Genomic DNA, 21003 nt, shown 5'->3' on the forward strand with positions numbered 1-21003 from the left:
TATGAATCTCTCAAAAGTTAGAGAATTTATTGAAGAGAATAAACATGAGGCAATATTTACTGGTGGTACAAATGAAAATAATATAAAGTGGATCGAAGAAACACTTCAAGTTGAATTGCCAGAGAGTTATAAATGGTTTTTAAGAAATTATGGTGCGGGTGGTATGTTTGGCGTTTTAATTTTAGGATATAATATTGACTCCGCTACAGTTGTTAACAAAACTGTAGAGTACAGAGAAGATTACAACTTAACAGAAGGCTTAGTGGTCATAGAAGATATTGACTTCTTTGCTTATTGTTTAGATACAAACAAGATGGAAAATGGAGAATGTCCAGTATTTATATGGGATCGAGAAAATGGATATGAAAATTTTGTAGCCGGCAGTTTTATTGAATATTTTTATGATAAGCTTAAACGAATGAAAGAGAACTGGGAAGAAGATGAAGAGTAATCAGATTAGCCTCATCCTTATTAAGGGTGAGGTTTTTCTGGGATTTTTTATATGGAAAAAATTATATAAAAGCCCTATAAACTATAATAAAATAATGTTTTTTAGAAGATGGGGTTATGTTTACTGAAAGGGAAGCATTACGTTTAAGGCTTGAGCAAGTTAATGATGCTGAGATTAATTTGCTGCGTCAACTTCGGGAAGAGCGCAATGAAATTTATTCTAAGCTGCGCGAATTAGATAATCAAAACAATCTAGACGAAGTAACCGATTCAGACATGATCCACAAAAAATCCTTATAAGAGTTAGCCAATGGAACGGCAAAGTCCTTTGAGAAAAACAAACCAGAGAAAACAAATCCGCTAGTTGTATCATCCTCAAACCCTAGAAGAAAACCTAAGCCTGGGACGAAAACACATAGACTTCGTGAGACAGCATTAAAGGTTTTAAGGGATCACAAAGGTGAAATACGGGGATATGAGCTTCAAAAAGAAATTGAAAAAGAAACAGGGATGTCGATTCGTAATATGACGACATTTATGCAAGGATTATTGAAGTATCATCCTGAAGTTGAAAAGACATACCGAGGTCGCTATGTTATTAGAAAAGAAAAAGACAATAACAATAATGAAAGTCCTTCTGAATGAGGGCTTTTTTGTTTAGGAACTGATTTAATGATGTATAATAAATAGGGAACGTACGTTTGATTTTGAGGTGTTGAGAATATGAAGCCTGTTATTTCTAGGGAACTTGAGAATGCAATACATCAAAAGATTATTATTGATCTATGTATCATGCAATAGAGACAAAGTTGAAGAAAGCTGAAGATAAAGACAAAAAACTTGTTGAATATTACGAGGATAGGCTAAAGAAGCTCTTTTTAACAAGAAAACAATTGAATGACTATCTAAGGAAGAAAAACACAAAAATTCAAGAAGTGGTCATATGTGATGACATGTTTGTGGAGTATCCATACTATATTAAAACTAAAGAAGGGGGGATTAAAGAGGGGGGTACAAGGTATTGGAAAGCTGCATTAAAACTTCATATGAAAAGGGTCTATAGGATAGGCTTCTCCCTCATTTTTCATTCATTGTATTATGAAAATTTTCTAACAAATCTTTTCCGTTACATTCCTTCTTTATGCTATAATTCTTAATTATTGGAAAGATTGAAGAGGGAAGGGGTTTGTAACTTGTCTAATGAAAGTGTGATACCGTATGATCTAGTTGCAACGAAAATGAATCAATGGTATACAGCTTTGAAAAATAATTGGTCAGCTATTGCTGAAAGGGTAAAGGAAGAAGTTAAGCAGGAGTTAGAGCGAATGGAAGAAAACCAAGATGCACTGGTGTATTACTCGCTATTGGTGTTCCGTCATGAGCTAATGCTTGATTATCTTTATCCTGATACTGATAGAGACATAGAAAAGCATTACAAAGAATTAAAAGAGAATGTGGGCAGCAAAAATTTAAACGGAATGCTGGAATATTACTATCATTACTTTATGGGGATGTATTATTTTAGACAAAAAGAGCTGTCATACTCTTTGAATTTTTATAGACTTGCAGAAAAAGCTCTTGATTCAATTGAAGGGGTCGAAATTGAAAAAGCTGATTTTTATTTTAAAATGGCTGAAATTCATTATCATATGAAGCAGACTTATCTTTCAATGAATTATGCAAGTCGTGCTTATAAAATATTCCGTAGATACCCTACATATGGCGTTCAACGAGTCCATTGTCAATTTGTAATTGCAGGGAACTGGCTAGACAACATGAGAAGCGAAGAAGCATTAAAAAACGCATTTCAGGCATTAAAGGAATCTAAAGAATTGAATGTTGATTATTTAATTGGCTCATCGCACTTCAACGTGGGGATATGTTATAATCAACTTGAAGAACTTGGTGAGGCGGAGAAACATTTCCAACAAGCTCTTGAATTTTATAGACGTGGAAAACATAGCTATGAACCAAAGGCGTTGTTTAATTTATCACTTGTTAAAGCCAGACAAAATGACTTAGTTGCAGCTTCTCAATTGTACAAAGAAGGGAACGAACTGGCAAAACAATATGAAAACAATGAAATTGTCGAAAAATTTAAAATGGTTAAAGGGCTGTACCTGTCAAATGATTTAGACATGGTTAAAGAAACATTCCAGTTCTTCGAAAAAACAAAAATGTACCCCGATATGGAGTGGTACAGTATATTGGTGGCAGAACTGCTTTCAAGTAGAGAGAAATATGAGGAAGCAGGTGAATACTACCGTAAAGCCATTGCAGCTAGGAGACAAATTCAAAGAGGTGAGCTGTTAAATGAAATCTAAATTGTTGATTTGTGCAGTTTTATTGTTAAGTGTTGCAGGGATAGTTGGGACTTCTTATCTTCAAACACAAAACAATAACATTAAAGTGGCCGAGAGAATGGCAACTTAATTAAGCGAAACTTATTTTTGACAATGTAAGAGAAATTTAAAAATAAAATACGTTGATAATAGATCAGTCAAAATAGGCTGATCTATTTTTGGTTGGGTTCTAATGTGTATAGTGGTACTCAGTATGTTTTTTTCAAGGGAGGTTACATCCTATTATAAGATCAATTAAGTTTACTTAAACAGTATTCTTAATTGATGATTAGTCTTAGATAGAGGTTGCCTATCAGCAAATGAGAGTGAGTAGGGGGATTCGGTGGAATAAGACACAGTAACCCTAGATTTCTCTAAAAAAGTCCTTGCTATGCAGATTAATCTCTATTTGAACAAAGAATTAAATATGAAATGTGGATCAGTTAATTTCTTCGTCAGATGGGTCTTTTTTATTTAGAAGTAAAGGGGAGAAAGAACTTTTTTATACAATTCAAGCGAAAGATAAATTTTTCCTTTAATATCAATTTATATACCTGTATAATTTCCTGGTGAATTTTTTTAAAGGAGGATAGTATTGTATTTTTGAAACATATTTTACTAAGGAGAGAGCATTTTTGAAGAAGATACTTAGTGTTTTATTTGTAATCACATTTTTATTCACGACCATTTCAACAACTTTTACAATGCCAGAAAGAGCATTTGCAGCGTCAGGAAGTAGTCTAAGTGAGTCTCAATTGAAAAAAATTCAAAAAGAAATAGAGATCTTGAAATTATTAAAAAAAGAATACGATTCACTTGATAAGCAAAAAAAAGCCCTTTTAAAGAAAAAGTTAAAAAGGCTAGCTGCTGTAGTAGATATTAAACTTAAGGCATTACATAAAAAAATTAAGAAAAAAGAAAAAGAAATAATAAAAGAGATAGAGACTAAAGTTATTCCCGCTATAAACAAAGCATTATGGATTTATAAACAAACAATAGAAATACTCGATGGCGTGAATGAAATAATGGAGCAAATGATAGAAGCCGAGAACCAAATGATCAAAGGCTTAGATCAAATGAATGCTGCTGTAGATGGAATGAATAAAGAAATGGACAATGTTATTCATTCGATGAATGAAGTTAACAAAGCAATGGATGAATGTAATAAAGCCTTAGATGTCATGGTAGAAACAACGAATGAAATGACAAAAGAGGTTAACGATGCAACCGCCAATGCGAACCAAATGATTAGGGGTATTAACCAGGCCAATAAGGGTATGGAGCAATTAAATAAGTCAACTGACAAACTTAATAAAGCTATTAAAAAAACCAATAGAGCTTTTGGTAATTATGATAAAAAATCAAATAAAGTTAAAAATAAAAAGATTACAAAGAAGCAAGCAGAGAAAATAAAAAAGCAAAAAGAACAGTTAAAAAGAGCCCAAAACAAAGTTGATAATGCTAGCCAAAATTTAAAGAAGAATGAGAAGACTTTAAATGAGGGAGCTCTTGGTTTATCAATTTTACTTGATTTAACCCCAGTGGTTTCTAATATAAAAGGTGGGGCGGAGTTTGTTATTGGAGAAGACCTAGTTACTCATGAGCGCCTCTCTGATTACGAAAGAACACTTGCTGGAATAAGTGTGCTTACATCAGGCACCTTCAAGCTTGCAAGTAAGGCAATGGGTATGTCTTCAAAAACTGCTAAGACTGCAAAAATTGTTGAGGATGGTGCTAAAAGCGGAAAAGCAGGTTTTGATGTAGCTTCCTTTGAAAAAAAGATAGCTAAAATGAATTTAAATGAAAAAATTCCATTGGTTAGAACGACTGCTGCTGATTTTGCTAAGCAAAGAAATTGGAAAAAGGATTCGAAATTAACTAAAATTAATAAAAGAGATGTGTATTTGGATTCGAAAACAGGCACATACTATGCAGTAGATACCCAACATGGTAGATTTGAAGTTGTTAATAAAAGAGGAAAACATCAAGGAGAAGTGGACTTTAACTTAAACGAAACTAAACCAGCTGACAAATCGGGACGTCATGATTTAAAAATGAAATAAGGAAGTGAAAATTAGAATGAATGATCTAGTTAGCGAAACTATAGAAAAATACTACAGAAACAATAACGAATCAGATTATCTTACTAAATGCCGCGAGCAGTTTTTAATACCAGAAATAATAAAAAAATTTTCCGACAATAATAATATGATAATCACCAATGTGAATTTTGGTGAAATATGGCCGTCGTCAAAATTAATATTTGAGTATGAAGACTACATAAAAGGAGAATTTGAAGTTACTTATAGTACCACTTTAATGCTATCTAAGCTTGCTCCTTTATTTTATCTTCAGCACGAATTTCAAGTTGAAAACAGAGATGCGAATAGAACTGTCCCAACTCTTGAGGGTTTTGATACTCAACCTTATAATACTAAACAACAAGAATTTGAAGATTGTGTGAAAGAATATTTTTCAAAGAAAGAGTTCATTGAATTATCCTATTCGGAGATGAATGAAGTTGTATGCGGGCTGGATTTTAAAAAAGATGTCGCGTTTTTTGGATCACAAGTTACAGTGGAGAGTGCATTGTTTTTTGATCTACTAGAAATTTGTCCAGACTAAAATACAGCTATCTTTTGTTATTCGAGATAAATAAGTAAAAATTAAAGGTGAATAAAATATGGAAAAGAAATGCTACATGATTCACTTGAGTTTTACCAGCAGAGTAGTGGGCAAGAAGGCAAATACAAAGGAGTAGGAAAGTACATGAAAGCTAATGTGCTCTATTCTGCTATTGGGTGCAGTTGGTTTAGTGGGCACTTCCTACGATCAATCAACAAATACAACATATCATGTTGCTGACAGGATAGCAATTTGAATCTGAGACTGTTATATGAAAATATATAAGAACCTTTAGAAGAGACCAGTTCGTGAAACACTCCATGAGTTTATGGCTGGTCTTTTTTTGCATCTATTGTAATAAACTACAGTTTTTCAGAATATTGACTAGAAGCAGGAAAGCCCGCTTGTGACGAAAAGTATACTGTGATTACAGTCAATTCCCAATATTCATAATAGAAGGTCCTTGCTTTACTCAATCATACGAAACGTAGATCAGCCAATTTCTCACTTTATTTTCTTTCATTTAAGCTCCTCTCGATGGTTTATTTCCACCATTGCCAAACTAAACTGCAGCAGGTTACGAGGTAACTCATACATCTTAATATGGATTTATCATTACTCCAATCGGTACTCCAATCGGTGCTGTAACAGAATCACGAAAATAAAATATGAATTTCTTTTTATGCAACAATTAAAAAAGCCCAGACTTTTGTGAAGTGCCCACTGGGTTCAGGCATTTCTCTGCTTCCCTATAGTGATAAAGGGAGATTGTCAACTTTTTGTATGAAAGATACATATTCATGAACAATAATTTATCTCTAAACTCTTACTATAGTGAAACATCTTGATTTCTTCCAGAACTTTTTGCGTAACTTCTTGTCGCGATTCTTTGATTCTGTCTATATACAAATGATTCATTTTCGTCGCTAAGTTAATTGCAGAAAAAATTGATTGATCTTACATTATCAATTGGCAATGCTACAAGTTTGGCAGAACCTTTCTTGCACCCAGAAACAGCCAGGAACAAAGAACAAACGGCATTGTTAGGGCAGGGAGTCCATATGGCAAAAGGTACGTGCTGAGGCCTGCTGTGATAGGCACTGTCAGACAAGCTGAAATGATCCCTGATAAAAATGCAAACCGGTTATGTTCACTTTTAAAAACAGAAGATACGGCCAGAATAGTTAAAATTGCGTTATACCCGTAAAGACCCAATGTGATGAGAGAATGCTCCCCTCCTAAAAGGAATGCAATGATGATAGCAACTGCATTTCCGATAACTGTATATAGTCCTAGTTTTCTTCCTGCCCAACATACGGCGAGGAATACTAAAATCCCAGATGCTGTGTTACTAAGAAAAAATACTTGTCCAATTCCATGAAAGACCCCGTCTATTAAATTGACTTCACCTGCTGTCTTTAGTTCCCAGTGTGTTAAATCCTGAGGTACCAGGGCAGAACTTAATCTAATCCCTTTTAATTTGTATGAAGCTAATAATATAAACCATGTCAGGATAACAAAGGGGAATGTAAGAATTGGAACTTCGGTTCTTTTCGTAAAATGCATCATGGCGGCTGTGAAGATGGCTGCTGCGGCTGCCCCAATTAAAGCGATAAGCCACGTGTAAGGGCCAGTTAAGAATGATGCCAATGCCATTCCAGTTAACACAGAATTATATCCTAACAAACCCTGATTTATATTCTTTTCATCTGCCGCCCCCAATTTCCCTGCTAAGGTGCCGATAATAGCGGACAACAGAGCAATTATGCCTAAATAATAAGAAGAAACAGTGATGGCTATCAGAATTAGAAAGCCGGTCATTACATTCTCAATCAGGATGACTTGAGTGATGCCTTTGAGAGAAGCTGTTATTAAAGGGAAAAACACCCCCTCGCTTAATAAATGATGCTTGTTTTTTTGCATCATGTATCATCTCCTTCTTTTCAACTTAAATATCTACAGTATATCATATGTAAATTTTTAAATATATAAATTGACATATATGTAAGAAATGATATACTCATTTCAAATGGAAGCGGGGAATCAAGTATATTTTCAGTTTGAATAACAGGTGGCCAATCTTATCCTGTATTTGTGAAGGTAAATCCAATGGTTTCCAGCATGGTTTTTTGGCAGTTGTCTCTTTGCACAACAGGCAGGAAACACTTGATTTTTAGGCGCTGTCAGGTCGGAATGTTCATGAATTGGCTCCCCCTATAAGAAAAAAGGAGAGAATAATCCCCGTTTGTTCATTTTGATTTAACAGACTTTTTTTGCCGAAAAAGGGAGGTTTCATGATGCAACTATTACCGCGTGAGGTAGACAAACTTATGATTGTTGTTGCTGCAGATCTTGCGAAGCGACGTAAAGAACGAGGATTGAAATTGAACCACCCGGAAGCAGTAGCGCTTATAACGTATGAAGTGTTGGAGGGAGCACGGGATGGAAAAACAGTTGCGGAGCTGATGGAATGTGGAACAACCATTTTGTCGAGGGAAGATGTAATGGAAGGTATTCCGGAAATGATTGAAGATATCCAGGTAGAAGCTACATTTCCAGACGGCACAAAGCTTGTAACAGTACATAGTCCGATTAAATAAAATGGATAGGGGGCTGTTCAAATGCAACCGGGACAACTATTTTTGAAAGAAACAGATATCATTTGTAATGTCGGAAGAACGGCGTCTAAATTGACTGTAACGAATACAGGTGACCGCCCAGTTCAAGTAGGTTCACATTTTCATTTTTATGAAGTGAATGAAGCGCTTCAATTCAAACGAGAAGAAGCGTTTGGGAAGCGACTCAACATTCCGGCAGGAGCAGCTGTGCGTTTTGAGCCCGGTGATGAAAAAGAAGTGGAATTAGTGCCTTACGCCGGCGAACGTCGGGTATATGGATTTAATAATAAAGTGGACGGACCATTAGAAAAAGAGGGGAACCAATCATGAGTTTCAAGATGCCAAGAAAGCAATACGCTGAAATGTACGGCCCGACTACAGGGGACTCTATTCGTCTGGCAGATACAGATTTGCTCATCGAAATTGAGAAAGACTACACGACATATGGAGATGAAGTGGTATTCGGCGGCGGTAAAGTTATTCGTGATGGAATGGGACAACACCCTTTAGTTACACGTGGAGAGGGAATAGCAGATGTTGTCATAACGAATGCTGTTATCTTAGATTACACTGGTATTTATAAAGCAGACATTGGAATTCGTGATGGCAAAATTGCTGGAATCGGAAAAGCGGGTAATCCGCTAATCATGGACAATGTGGATATTGTGATTGGCGCCGGTACAGAAATTATTGCTGCTGAAGGTATGATCGTCACTCCAGGTGGAATTGATGCTCACGTTCATTTTATAAATCCGGAGCAAATCAGAACAGCATTAGCTTCAGGTCTTACCACCCTAATTGGAGGAGGAACAGGCCCTGCTGCAGGATCAAAGGCTACCACGGTTACACCGGGCGAGTGGCATATGCACCGCATGCTTGAAGCGGCAGAGGGCATGCCGATTAATGTTGGGTTTACAGGAAAAGGACAAGCCGCTTCAGAAGCTCCGCTGGTAGAGCAAATACGCGCCGGCGCCATTGGCCTGAAAGTTCATGAGGACTGGGGCGCTACAGCTTCAGCTATCGATCATGCGCTAAGTGTGGCTGACAAATATGATGTTCAGGTTGCCCTTCACGCGGATACATTAAACGAAGGCGGATTTATGGAAAATACAATGGCAGCTATTAAAAATCGCGTCATTCATATGTACCATACAGAGGGTGCAGGGGGAGGACATGCTCCTGACTTAATTAAATCGGCCAGCTTTAACAATGTTCTGCCGTCATCTACGAACCCGACATTACCTTATACAGTCAATACAGTAGATGAGCACTTAGATATGTTAATGGTCTGTCACCACTTGAATCCATCTATTCCGGAAGATTTGGCGTTTGCTGACTCACGTATCAGACGCGAAACGATTGCAGCTGAGGACATTCTCCAGGATATGGGTGTATTCAGTATGACTAGTTCGGATGCCCAAGCGATGGGACGGATTGGAGAAGTCATTTTACGTACATGGCAAGTAGCCGATAAGATGAAAAAACAAAGAGGAACAATGGCGGGCGACAGCGAGCTTTCGGACAACAACCGCGTAAAACGTTATATTGCTAAATATACCATTAATCCTGCCATTACTCATGGTATTTCCGAATATGTCGGTTCTATCGAGAGAGGGAAAATGGCCGATCTCGTTGTTTGGAATCCAGCATTTTTCGGTGTGAAGCCTGAAATGGTGATGAAAAGCGGCTTTGTTGCAGAGAGCTTAATGGGAGATGCTAACGCCTCTATCCCGACACCGCAGCCGGTTATTTACCGTCCGATGTATGGACAATATGGCAGCGCGCTGTCCAGCACTTCTATTACGTTTATTTCTCAGGCAGCTTTCGATGACAAAGTGCATGAGAAGCTTGGATTGCAAAAAATCATTCTTCCGGTTCGGGGCATTCGCAATTTAACGAAAAAAGATATGAAGCTGAATTGCGAAACTCCTGAAATAACGGTCGATCCACAAACATATGAAGTAAAAGTAAATGGCCAATTCATTACATGTGACCCTGTTGATGAGGTGCCAATGGGTCAACGATATTTCCTATTCTGAGGTGAGAGTCATGATAATTGAACAAATCGTAACAAATATTGAAAACATGGAAAAAGAGGAAATTGAAAAACGCCATATTGAAAAAGTGTACCTCGAAAGTGCTAATTTAGTAAAACGAATCCAACGGGTGAAAACAGATCATGGCAATGAAATTGGAATACGTTTAAAAGAACCGCGTGACCTTGTCGCTGGTGATGTTTTGTATATGAATGATAAAAATATGATCGTTATCGATGTACTATCCGATGATTTATTAGTCATCAAACCGCGCACCTTGAATGAAATGGGAACAATCGCTCATCAATTAGGAAACCGCCACCTGCCGGCGCAGTTTGAAGAGGACGAAATGCTTGTTCAATATGATTATCTTGTAGAAGAATTACTTCAAGACCTGCAGATTCCTTATAAACGTGAAGACCGAAAAGTAAAACAGGCCTTTCGCCATATCGGCCATAGCCATGAATAATATTCTATCTTTACTCCAACTATGCGATTCAAATTTTCCTATAGGGGCTTTCAGTCATTCGTATGGTCTTGAGACCTATATCCAAGAAGATAAAGTCCATGATCAGGCAACGTTCGTACAATGGCTTCATACGTATGTAAACGAGCAGCTCATCTATTCAGATGGGATTGCTTCTCGCCTTGTATATGAAGCGTTAGAGAAGGAAGATTTACAAACAGTATGGAAATTAGATCGTATGTTGACTGTTCAAAATTTGCCGCGTGAAACAAGAGAAGGAACCCAAAGGATGGGTGAACGGATGTTAAATCTTATTGAATCCCTATATGATATACCAATTCTTTTAACATATCGGGAGCGTATAGATCAAAAGCAATCGTTTGGACATCCTTCCATTGTATTTACGATTGTAGGTCATCATCTTGGTGTCCCTTCATCAACGACTACTTTGTACTATTTGTATTCTGCAGTTTCAAATCTTGTGCAAAATGCGGTACGGGCTGTCCCTCTGGGGCAAGTGGCAGGTCAAAAGACAATTCAAGAATTTCAGACTGTCTTAATCGAAGCAACAGAAAAAATTGAAAATTTAAATGAAGAGGAATTTGGGATTGTTTCCCCCGGTTTAGAATTATCTCAGATGATGCACGAACGTGTAAATATTCGTATTTTCATGTCTTAATAAAAAAAGGAAGTGTTCGTTATGAATCCAGTTAAGATCGGTGTAGGAGGACCTGTAGGAGCAGGGAAAACAATGTTAGTTGAAAAATTAACCAGACATTTACAAGCTGAAATGAGTATGGCAGTTGTGACAAACGACATTTATACAAAAGAAGATGCCAAGTTTTTAATGAACAACGGAGTACTTCCCGCAGATCGCATTATAGGCGTAGAAACAGGCGGCTGCCCTCATACGGCAATTCGCGAAGACGCTTCAATGAACTTTGCAGCCATTGATGAGCTGGTCAAGAAGAATCCAGACGTTGAACTCATTTTCGTTGAAAGCGGCGGGGATAATCTGGCAGCTACCTTCAGCCCTGAACTTGTTGACTTTTCAATCTATATTATTGATGTTGCCCAAGGGGAGAAAATACCGCGTAAAGGCGGGCAAGGAATGATTAAATCCGATTTATTTATCATCAATAAAACAGATTTGGCGCCTTTCGTTGGTGCAAACCTGGATGTTATGGCATCTGATACGAAGGTTTTCCGCGGAGACAAGCCATTCGCTTTTACAAATTTAAAAACGAATGAAGGTCTTGATCAAGTCATTGACTGGATTAAGAAAAATGCACTGTTAAAAGGACTGGAGTAAGATGGGGGACTGGACAGGCGTTTTGCGTTTGGGCGCTGAAGAAAAAAACGGAAAGACCATTGCGAAAAATGTGTATTTTCAGGGGGCGTATAAAGTCATGCGTCCTATTTATCATGATGAATCAGGACAAGCCTGTTATTACATTTTAAATCCTGGCGGCGGTTATCTAGACGGTGATCGCTATCAAATGAAGATTTCACTGGAGAAACAAGCAAGATTAACATTAACAACCCAATCGGCAACTAAAATATATAAGACACCTCATACACATGCATATCAGGAAACCGAATTTAACCTGAGGGAAGGCAGTTATCTTGAGTACATTCCCGATCCGCTTATCGGCTATCAAGATGCACGGTATAAACAAAAAAATGTGGTGTATATTGAAAAAGGATGTACACTCCTTTATTCAGATATTGTGACTCCTGGATGGTCTCCCAGCGGAGAAAAATTCACCTATGATATGCTTCAATTCATTAATGAAATCTATTTGGAAAATGAGCTGGCAGTCTATGACCATATCAAACTATGCCCGGCTAAACAAAATATCGATCGTCTCGGTTTAATGGAAGGCTATTCTCATTTAGGTTCCATGATTGTGATCAACGAAAAGGTAGATCACGACCTTCTTGATCGGTTATATCAGGCCGTTGATACTCAGACAAAAGCATACAAAATAGGCTTATCTTTATTGCCTATCCCCGGGTTTTCCGTACGGGTATTAGCAAATCAAACACAGGTCATCGAAAGTCTATTTTCCGAAATTCATTATATCCTCAACCAAGAATGGTTTAACAAAACCCCGAGTTTTTTAAGAAAATATTAACGGTTAAAAAACAGCAACACATTCAAGATAAAAAGGAGCTGCATTTTTATGGAAGGTACATTATTTTCAGTTTTAATGTTGGCTTTAATTTTTGGAATCAAGCATGCAATTGAACCTGACCATGTTATTGCGGTATCGACAATTGCAAGTCAAAGTAAAAAGTTATGGCAAGCTTCTTTAGCAGGCATATTTTGGGGGATAGGTCATACGGCAACATTATTTATAGTTGGAATCATTGTTATTGTAATGAAGGGTCAAATATCAGAAGAGTGGTCGATGTCCTTAGAATTTTTAGTAGGAATTATGCTTGTTTATTTAGGGGTTAAAACGATTCTTTCTTTCAAGAATAACCATGTACATACGCATCAACATCTCCACTCCCATCAAAGCGGCGGTGACCATAAGCACCGCCATAAAAAGGTCACATACTTAAGATCGACATTCATCGGTTTAGTTCATGGTCTTGCAGGAAGTGGAGCTATGGTCTTATTAACGATGAGTACTGTAAAGAATGTGGAGGAAGCAGCCCTATATATTCTTATATTCGGTGCAGGAACAGTTATTGGTATGCTTTTTTTTACAACAATCATTGGAATTCCTTTTGTGCTGAGTAAGAAGCGGGGAGCAATCAGTGGAACACTAGGGATGACGACAGGTGTAATAAGTTCTGTTTTTGGTGTATACTACATGTATAACTTGGGTATTAATGAGGGTTTATTTAACCTTTGGATTTAAAAATAGTATAAAGTAACCGCCATTTAAAGATTGAGGTGAATGATATAACTACTTTAGGATATGCCATTCTGAGTGTTCTCGGCAGAAAACCTTGTTCCGGATATGAGTTAGTTCAGTACCTGGAGGCAGTGTGGCCAGCAAAACATAGTCAAATATATCCTATGCTAAATAAAATGGAGCAAGAGGAACTTCTTGAATATGAGCATGTAGAACAAATAGGGAAACCTGATAAAAAAATATATTCAATTACAGAAAAAGGGAAAGAAGCATTGGAAGGTTGGATCGCCGTATCTCCTTCAGATCCCATAAATCGGGACGAATTTCTGATTAAAGTATATTCGATTTGGTTGTTGGAAGAGGAAGATTCTCTAAAATTGATTCAGGATCGAATCGGAAATTTAGAAAAAACAATGGATACCCAATTAAAAAAAATGGCGGAGCTGGAAAAAAGCAAGGAAGCAGATAGCATGTCAAAAAACTTTGGCCGTTACATCTTGATTGACCGCAAATTCAGACTGGCCAAAGAGGAAAAAACATGGTGTCAAAAGGTTTTAAATCTAATAAAAGATAAGAAATTCAATTTTCCCTTTCTGTGTTATGTCAGTGTAGAAGGAATAAAGGGAGCGTCTATGCTTATCTAGACAGAAAAACGAATGTCACGTACATAAGATAAGGAGCCACAAATATAACACAGGGAGAAAACCGCATATTAGCACTATGCGTTCAAAAACGAAACATGCCACTATTGTTAAACAAACGAGGGAACTGCCCCATAAGATAAGACAAATAAAAAACACCTTCAAGTTTGAAATCGGATAGGCTTGGGGGTGTTTTTTCTATGGGATCAAGAGTGGGTTATCCGTAGAAAACAGAAGGCTGTAAAAATGAGATTAGCAAGCATGCCTATGAAAGAGATCGTGCACGAATTGAAAATCAAGAATAAGACGCAGATTCAGACAAAGGTCAGCCTGTTGGAAAACAATACACGATGAAAGCAAATTTAAAAAGCTGTTCGTGCTAATGAAACAAACCAATGATTATTTGAGAAAACAAAAGTGAATTTCTTTTTATTCAAATCAAATAGCACAGATTTTGTGAAGATCCCGCTGTGAAACAGGGGAGAGCTGAGCAGCGGCCGCAGCACATCTTCAGACTGACTGTTCCATTCCCCTAAGGACCTCATCAATCATCATTTTCTTCTGATTTACCATGTCACCCCCGTTAAGCAATTACCGAAAAGGCAAACAGAAATAAAAAATTGGTTTGTCCGCACAGCTTACCTGAATACAATAAGAAATAAAGTATTTCTCGGGAAAGCGCAGGTTTCAACAAGACCTGACCCGTTCTTGTCAAAAAGCATCGGATTGTGCAGTCATGTGGGCGTCTGTCACGGCTTAAGCGCGCCATGAATAGGATATAAAGAGAGAATGGTGAGGTGAGTGTGTTGGAAAGGGCTGTTACTTATAAAAACAACGGACAAATCAATATCATACTGAACGGTCAAAAGCAGGTTTTGGCCAATTCAGAGGCTGAAGCCGAATATCAGGCGGCACTGCAAAAAAATGAAGCCAAGCACAGCATTCTGAAGGAAATTGAAAGGGAAATGAACACGCTGGTCGGAATGGAGGAAATGAAGCGCAATATCAAAGAAATCTACGCCTGGATTTTCGTCAATAAAAAGCGCGAAGAACAAGGCCTTAAGGCCGGAAAACAGGCGCTTCACATGATGTTCAAAGGAAATCCGGGAACCGGAAAAACGACCGTCGCCAGGCTGATCGGCAGGCTTTTTTACGAAATGAATGTTCTCTCAAAAGGCCATCTGATCGAGGCGGAGCGCGCCGATCTCGTCGGTGAGTACATCGGCCATACGGCGCAAAAAACGAGGGATTTAATCAAAAAAGCGATGGGCGGAATCCTGTTCATCGATGAAGCCTATTCCCTTGCCAGAGGCGGAGAAAAAGACTTCGGCAAGGAGGCAATCGATACATTAGTCAAACATATGGAGGATAAGCGCAATGAATTTATTTTAATCCTCGCCGGCTATTCACGGGAAATGGATCATTTTCTTTCGTTAAATCCCGGCCTGCAGTCCAGATTTCCGATCAGCATCGATTTTCCCGACTACTCCGTTAGCCAGCTGATGGATATTGCGAAACGGATGATGGCGGAAAGGGAATACCAGTTCAGCCCTGAAGCCGAATGGAAGCTGAAAGACCATTTGATGGCCGTCAAAAGCACGGTCAGCCCGGCCAAGTTCAGCAACGGCCGCTACGTCCGCAACTTAATCGAAAAATCGATTCGTTCGCAGGCGATGAGACTCTTGATGGGAGACTGCTACTTGAAGAATGATTTGATGACCATCAAAAGCCAGGATCTTGATGTGAAAGAAGACGCGCCACACGTATGATGGGGCGTCTTTTTTTATTTTCAAGGATTTCTGGCAAGTGCTCCCTCCGTTTGTTATGATAGTACTGCTTGCCTGACTATTGTTTAGAAAGGAACATGATCATTTGAATAAACAGGAAGTCATAAAAGAAAAAGTGATATTGGTTGGATGCCAGCTGCCGCATGTAACCGACGAGCGTTTTTCATATTCGATGGAAGAGCTCGCCGCTTTGACGAAAACCGCTGACGGAACGGTTGTTTCCACTGTGACACAGAAGCGGAACCGTGCGGACAGCGCTACATATATCGGAAAAGGAAAAGTAGATGAACTGGCGGTGCTTTGCGAAGAGTTAACGCCTGATGTGCTGATTTTCAACGACGAGCTATCGCCGAGTCAGCTGAAAGCGCTTGTTACTTATCTTGACGTGAAAATCATTGACCGGACGCAATTGATCCTCGACATTTTCGCGAAACGGGCGCGGACGCGGGAAGGGAAGCTGCAAGTCGAGCTGGCCCAGCTGCAATATGCACTCCCGCGCTTAAGCGGACAAGGGATTAACCTGTCGAGACAAGGAGGCGGAATCGGAACGAGAGGCCCCGGGGAAACAAAGCTTGAAAGCGACCGGCGCCACATTAGAAACCGGATACATGAAATCAATGTACAGCTTTCGGCCGTTATTCGCCATCGAAACAGATACAGAGAAAGAAGAAAGAAAAACGGCGTCTTGCAAATTGCCCTTGTCGGCTATACGAATGCGGGAAAATCCACATGGTTCAACCGCTTGACAGACGCGGACAGCTATGAAGAAAATCTTCTGTTTGCCACGCTTGATCCGATGACCCGCAAAATGACGCTGCCGAGCGGCTACAGTGTGCTGTTATCCGATACGGTCGGATTTATCCAGGATCTGCCGACGACTTTAATTGCGGCATTCAGATCGACTTTGGAGGAAGTGAAGGAGGCTGATTTGATCCTGCACATGATCGATTCCTCACATGAAGATTATGCGGGGCACGAAGCCACTGTCAAGCGCCTTCTCGAAGAGCTGGAGGCCGATGATATTCCCGTGTTGACAGTCTACAACAAACGGGATCAAAAGAGGGCCGATTTCATCCCATCAGCAGGAAGGGAGCATATCATGACAAGCGCCAAAATAGACGGAGACCTGCTTTTATTTAAGCAGGCAGTCGAAGAATATATCAAACACGAGCTGCTTGTACCATTCGAGGTGGAAATTCCCGCTTCAGATGGAAGGCTTTTATCAAGAGTCAAATCCGAAACCATGACGAAAAGCAGTGTGTTTAATGAAGATCGGGAAGCATATGAGGTGAAAGGGTACATCATGCCCGAGCAGAACATATTGGGAGAACTGAAGAAGTTTATGTAGGAAAGGATACTTGTAAGAATGTTTGAGACATTAAAGCATGGAGATTTATTAAAAAAAACGGCATTTGAAACAGAACACGACATCCGAGACATCCATAGAAAAATTGATGAAGTCAGTGAACGAAATGAATGGAGGGTGCTTGAAAGCTACCGCAAGCATAAAGTTTCAGACACTCATTTCACACCTTCGACAGGGTATGGCTATGATGATATCGGCCGGGAGACGCTTGAGACGATTTACGCAGATGTCTTCGGCGGTGAAGCCGGTCTAGTCAGGCCGCAGATCATCTCGGGAACACACGCGATTTCAATCGCATTATTCGGCGTTCTCCGGCCGGGTGACGAACTTCTTTATATCACAGGGAAACCGTACGATACACTTGAAGAAATCATCGGTGTCAGAGGTGAAGAAAACGCTGGTTCTTTAAAGGATTTTAACATTCACTACAGCGATGTCGCCTTGACTGAAGAAGGAACAGTTGATTTCGAACGGGTTGCGTCTTCCATCACTCCGCGGACAAAGGTGGTCGGCATCCAGCGTTCCAAAGGGTATGCCAACCGTCCTTCTTTTACAATAGATGAGATTGAAAACATGATTCGGTTTGTTAAGGAAATCAATGAAAACATCATCGTTTTCGTAGACAACTGCTACGGAGAGTTTGTTGAAGAACGCGAGCCCTGCCATGTCGGCGCCGACCTGATGGCTGGATCACTCATTAAAAATCCCGGCGGCGGACTGGCGAAAACTGGAGGCTATATCGTCGGAAAAGAAGAATGGGTGAAAGCTTGCTCCTACCGGATGACATCACCGGGCATCGGCAGGGAAGCAGGCGCATCCCTTTATTCCCTTCAGGAGATGTATCAAGGTTTCTTCCTGGCGCCGCATGTCGTAGCACAGGCATTAAAAGGGGCTGTTTTCACGGCGCGGTTTCTAGAGAAGCTGGGCTTTCGTCCGAACCCTTCATGGGACAGCAGACGCACCGATTTGATTCAGTCTGTCGAGTTCTCCGGCTCCGAGCAGATGATCGCTTTTTGCCAGGCGATCCAGTACGCTTCTCCGGTCAATTCCCATGTGACGCCTTACCCAAGCTATATGCCGGGCTATGAAGACGACGTCATTATGGCTGCCGGTACATTCGTCCAAGGGGCGAGCATTGAATTATCAGCTGATGGCCCTATAAGACCGCCTTATGTAGCTTATGTACAAGGCGGATTAACCTATGCCCATGTGAAAAATGCGATCATCAGCGCGGCCGATGCATTGATGGAACGGCAATTAATTTAGAAAAAGAAATTAAAAAATGATGTAAAGAATCCTAACATCATGTTGACACATTTTATAACATCACATATAATAAATTTATATAAGAAAAGGAGGAAATTGAGATGAGTGATAAAATTCGCCGCTCAATGCCCTTATTTCCAATAGGAATCGTCATGCAGCTGACCGAATTGTCAGCAAGGCAAATTCGCTATTATGAGGAAAATGGACTGGTATTTCCTGCGAGAAGCGAGGGGAACAGACGGCTGTTTTCGTTCCATGATGTCGATAAGCTGCTTGAGATTAAAGACTTGATTGAACAAGGTGTAAACATGGCGGGAATTAAACAAATTTTCGCGAAGTCAGAACAAGAACAAAAAGAAGAGAAACAAGACAAACCGAAAAAGGCCGAGAAACACAACCTGTCAGATGAAGAGCTGAGAAAGCTGCTGAAAAACGAGCTCATTCAAGCAGGCCGTTTCCAAAGAGGGACAACATTCCGCCAGGGAGACATGTCCAGGTTTTTTCATTAATTGGTTAGCAACTGCATTGCTATATACATTTACCTTTTAGAGGAGGAGTTTTACGAATGGCAAAGTATACAAGAGACGACATTGTTAAACTAGTAAACGAGGAGAATGTCAAATACATCCGCCTTCAGTTTACAGACATTCTTGGAACGATTAAAAACGTTGAAATTCCTGTGAGCCAGCTGGAAAAAGCACTTGATAATAAAGTCATGTTTGACGGCTCTTCAATCGAAGGCTTCGTCCGCATTGAAGAATCAGATATGTACCTATACCCTGACTTAGATACATTTGTCATTTTCCCATGGACAGCCGAAAAAGGTAAAGTAGCCCGTTTCATCTGCGACATCTACAATCCGGACGGCACACCGTTCGAAGGTGACCCGCGCAACAACTTGAAACGCATCTTGAAAGAAATGGAAGACATGGGCTTCTCTGATTTCAATCTTGGACCTGAACCGGAATTCTTCCTGTTCAAGCTTGACGAAAAAGGCGAGCCGACGCTTGAGCTGAACGACAAAGGCGGATACTTTGACCTTGCGCCGACCGATCTTGGCGAAAACTGCCGCCGCGACATCGTTCTTGAACTTGAAGAAATGGGCTTTGAAATCGAAGCGTCTCACCACGAAGTTGCACCTGGACAGCACGAAATCGATTTTAAATACGCCGGAGCGATCCGCGCTTGTGACGACATTCAAACGTTTAAACTCGTTGTCAAAACAATCGCGCGTAAACACGGCCTGCACGCAACATTTATGCCAAAACCATTATTCGGTGTGAACGGATCAGGGATGCACTGCAATCTATCACTCTTCAAAAACGGCGCCAACGCGTTCTTTGACCAAGACGCCGATCTTCAATTGAGTGAAACAGCGAAACAATTTATCGCAGGCATCGTGAAACACGCTACAAGCTTTACTGCCGTGACGAACCCGACGGTCAACTCTTACAAACGTCTTGTTCCAGGCTATGAAGCACCTTGCTATGTCGCATGGAGCGCGCAAAACAGAAGCCCGCTTATCCGCATCCCGGCTTCCCGCGGCATCAGCACGCGTGTAGAAGTAAGAAGCGTTGATCCTTCTGCAAACCCGTACCTTGCACTCAGCGTACTGCTAGCAGCAGGCCTTGACGGCATCAAAAACAAACTGGACGCGCCGGCTCCGATCGACCGCAACATCTATGTGATGACGAAAGAAGAGCGCCTCGAAAACGGAATCGTCGACCTTCCGGCAACTCTTTCAGACGCCTTGGAAGAATTCAAATCAAACGAAGTCATGGTCAAAGCCCTCGGCGACCACCTTTTCGAACACTTCGTCGAAGCAAAAGAAATCGAATGGGATATGTTCCGCACACAAGTTCATCCTTGGGAGCGCGAGCAGTATATGTCTCAGTATTAATTTTGAAACCCCTTGGCACCGTTGGTGTCAGGGGGTTTTTGAATTTTGGTCAAAAGAATGTAAGGGGTCTTCTTTTTGGTCTTTGGCCAAAATATGACCAAAAAAATATGAAGTTATTAATCTAACTCCATAATCGCTGAGACATAATCCTCGTAATCTTTGATTCTGTTTTGAAGAACGAGCTTATCGTCATTTTGACGTGTTCTTTCCCTCATGCAGATCATTAACCGATCTGTGCAAACGATATGGTCTTTCAATTGACAAAATCGTTCGCCATTACGATGCATCAAACAAAAATTGCCCAGCACCTTAGGGCAGTGATGCAAGTCAGCTGGCGGCATTTCGCAAAATAGTCGACAGCCTGCTCGGAAATAAAACTGTATCTAAAACGACTGCACCCACAAGCAAGCCGAGCAAATCCACTGGAACGATCTTGAAAAAAGGATCATCAGGCTCCAAAGTCAAGGCCTTACAAAAGCGTTTGATTGCTGCAGGTTTTTCGCTGCCGAAGTATGGGGCTGATGGTTCTTACGGTAATGAAACTGTGCAAGCTGTAAAATCCCTTCAAAAGAAGGCGGGAATCAGTAGATTGCATTTACGGACCAGCAACAGAAAAAGCACTGTCTGCCATTGAAA

At 40.0% G+C, this 21003-nt stretch carries 22 protein-coding genes and 1 pseudogene; 22 read left to right on the forward strand and 1 reads right to left on the reverse strand.

Translation table 11 applies throughout. From position 1 onward, the window contains the following. The first annotated feature begins 1 nt into the window (after nt 1). From P3X63_RS10030 to P3X63_RS10055, 7 genes and pseudogenes are all read left to right on the forward strand, one after another. A complete protein-coding gene (locus tag P3X63_RS10030; protein WP_277692794.1) occupies nt 2-451 on the forward strand; it encodes an SMI1/KNR4 family protein in 450 nt (149 codons plus the stop codon). 116 nt (nt 452-567) lie between these two features. Continuing rightward, nucleotides 568-750 carry a hypothetical protein gene (locus P3X63_RS10035; protein WP_277692795.1) on the forward strand — a complete coding sequence of 61 codons (183 nt, stop codon included), beginning with the start codon at nt 568-570 and terminating at the stop codon, nt 748-750. A 135-nt stretch (nt 751-885) separates the two neighbouring features. After that, nucleotides 886-1095 (forward strand): annotated as a pseudogene (locus P3X63_RS22860) (Rok-like winged helix domain-containing protein); the annotation flags it as partial. A 164-nt stretch (nt 1096-1259) separates the two neighbouring features. After that, nucleotides 1260-1607 (forward strand): hypothetical protein, encoded by a 348-nt coding sequence (locus P3X63_RS10040; RefSeq protein WP_277692796.1) that lies wholly within the window; start codon nt 1260-1262, stop codon nt 1605-1607. A 36-nt stretch (nt 1608-1643) separates the two neighbouring features. Continuing rightward, nucleotides 1644-2774, forward strand: a complete 1131-nt coding sequence (locus tag P3X63_RS10045; protein WP_277692797.1) for a response regulator aspartate phosphatase — start codon at nt 1644-1646, stop codon at nt 2772-2774. A 653-nt stretch (nt 2775-3427) separates the two neighbouring features. Continuing rightward, a complete protein-coding gene (locus tag P3X63_RS10050) occupies nt 3428-4855 on the forward strand; it encodes a pre-toxin TG domain-containing protein (RefSeq protein ID WP_277692798.1) in 1428 nt (475 codons plus the stop codon). 16 nt (nt 4856-4871) lie between these two features. After that, complete coding sequence (locus P3X63_RS10055) at nt 4872-5417, forward strand: hypothetical protein (protein WP_026587124.1); 546 nt, start codon at nt 4872-4874, stop codon at nt 5415-5417. A gap of 978 nt (nt 5418-6395) precedes the next feature. Here the strand turns inward: P3X63_RS10055 and P3X63_RS10060 are convergent. Next, nucleotides 6396-7343, reverse strand: a complete 948-nt coding sequence (locus tag P3X63_RS10060) for an urea transporter (RefSeq protein WP_277692799.1) — start codon at nt 7341-7343, stop codon at nt 6396-6398. 371 nt (nt 7344-7714) lie between these two features. Between P3X63_RS10060 and P3X63_RS10065 the strand changes: the two genes are divergently transcribed. The 15 genes from P3X63_RS10065 to P3X63_RS22865 all read left to right on the forward strand — a co-directional run bounded on the left by P3X63_RS10065 (nt 7715) and on the right by P3X63_RS22865 (nt 21001). Continuing rightward, nucleotides 7715-8017, forward strand: coding sequence for an urease subunit gamma (locus P3X63_RS10065; protein WP_277692915.1), 303 nt, complete (start codon nt 7715-7717; stop codon nt 8015-8017). Between the two features lie 21 nt (nt 8018-8038). Then, a complete protein-coding gene (gene ureB, locus P3X63_RS10070) occupies nt 8039-8365 on the forward strand; it encodes an urease subunit beta (RefSeq protein WP_277692800.1) in 327 nt (108 codons plus the stop codon). Further along, nucleotides 8362-10074, forward strand: a complete 1713-nt coding sequence (ureC, locus tag P3X63_RS10075) for an urease subunit alpha (protein ID WP_277692801.1) — start codon at nt 8362-8364, stop codon at nt 10072-10074. Before ureB ends, ureC begins: the two co-directional genes overlap by 4 nt. Before the next feature lie 10 nt (nt 10075-10084). Further along, a complete protein-coding gene (ureE, locus tag P3X63_RS10080) occupies nt 10085-10540 on the forward strand; it encodes an urease accessory protein UreE (protein ID WP_026587129.1) in 456 nt (151 codons plus the stop codon). Further along, entirely contained in the window at nt 10533-11216 is a 684-nt protein-coding gene (locus tag P3X63_RS10085; protein ID WP_077736780.1) for an urease accessory protein UreF, read from the forward strand. Before ureE ends, P3X63_RS10085 begins: the two co-directional genes overlap by 8 nt. 21 nt (nt 11217-11237) lie before the next feature. Then, the gene (gene ureG / locus P3X63_RS10090) at nt 11238-11849 is read left to right on the forward strand and encodes an urease accessory protein UreG (RefSeq protein WP_026587131.1); all 612 of its coding nucleotides are present in this window, start codon (nt 11238-11240) and stop codon (nt 11847-11849) included. Nucleotide 11850: 1 nt separating this feature from the next. Next, complete coding sequence (locus tag P3X63_RS10095; protein ID WP_026587132.1) at nt 11851-12675, forward strand: urease accessory protein UreD; 825 nt, start codon at nt 11851-11853, stop codon at nt 12673-12675. Nucleotides 12676-12723: 48 nt separating this feature from the next. After that, on the forward strand, nt 12724-13410 hold the full coding sequence (locus P3X63_RS10100) for an urease accessory protein UreH domain-containing protein (RefSeq protein ID WP_277692802.1): 687 nt from the start codon (nt 12724-12726) through the stop codon (nt 13408-13410). Nucleotides 13411-13445: 35 nt separating this feature from the next. Continuing rightward, complete coding sequence (locus P3X63_RS10105) at nt 13446-14051, forward strand: PadR family transcriptional regulator (protein WP_277692803.1); 606 nt, start codon at nt 13446-13448, stop codon at nt 14049-14051. Between the two features lie 800 nt (nt 14052-14851). Further along, a complete protein-coding gene (spoVK, locus tag P3X63_RS10115) occupies nt 14852-15817 on the forward strand; it encodes a stage V sporulation protein K (RefSeq protein WP_035428089.1) in 966 nt (321 codons plus the stop codon). Nucleotides 15818-15920: 103 nt separating this feature from the next. Continuing rightward, entirely contained in the window at nt 15921-17183 is a 1263-nt protein-coding gene (gene hflX, locus P3X63_RS10120; protein WP_026587136.1) for a GTPase HflX, read from the forward strand. A gap of 18 nt (nt 17184-17201) precedes the next feature. Further along, the gene (locus tag P3X63_RS10125; protein ID WP_277692804.1) at nt 17202-18467 is read left to right on the forward strand and encodes a methionine gamma-lyase family protein; all 1266 of its coding nucleotides are present in this window, start codon (nt 17202-17204) and stop codon (nt 18465-18467) included. Nucleotides 18468-18568: 101 nt separating this feature from the next. Beyond that, nucleotides 18569-18976, forward strand: coding sequence for a MerR family transcriptional regulator (locus P3X63_RS10130; protein WP_026587138.1), 408 nt, complete (start codon nt 18569-18571; stop codon nt 18974-18976). A 56-nt stretch (nt 18977-19032) separates the two neighbouring features. Then, nucleotides 19033-20367, forward strand: a complete 1335-nt coding sequence (gene glnA / locus P3X63_RS10135; RefSeq protein ID WP_026587139.1) for a type I glutamate--ammonia ligase — start codon at nt 19033-19035, stop codon at nt 20365-20367. A 481-nt stretch (nt 20368-20848) separates the two neighbouring features. Further along, the gene (locus P3X63_RS22865; RefSeq protein WP_481748577.1) at nt 20849-21001 is read left to right on the forward strand and encodes a peptidoglycan-binding domain-containing protein; all 153 of its coding nucleotides are present in this window, start codon (nt 20849-20851) and stop codon (nt 20999-21001) included. Nucleotides 21002-21003 lie beyond the last annotated feature (2 nt).

It is taken from the genome of Bacillus sp. HSf4, from assembly GCF_029537375.1.
Lineage (GTDB): Bacteria > Bacillota > Bacilli > Bacillales > Bacillaceae > Bacillus > Bacillus sonorensis_A.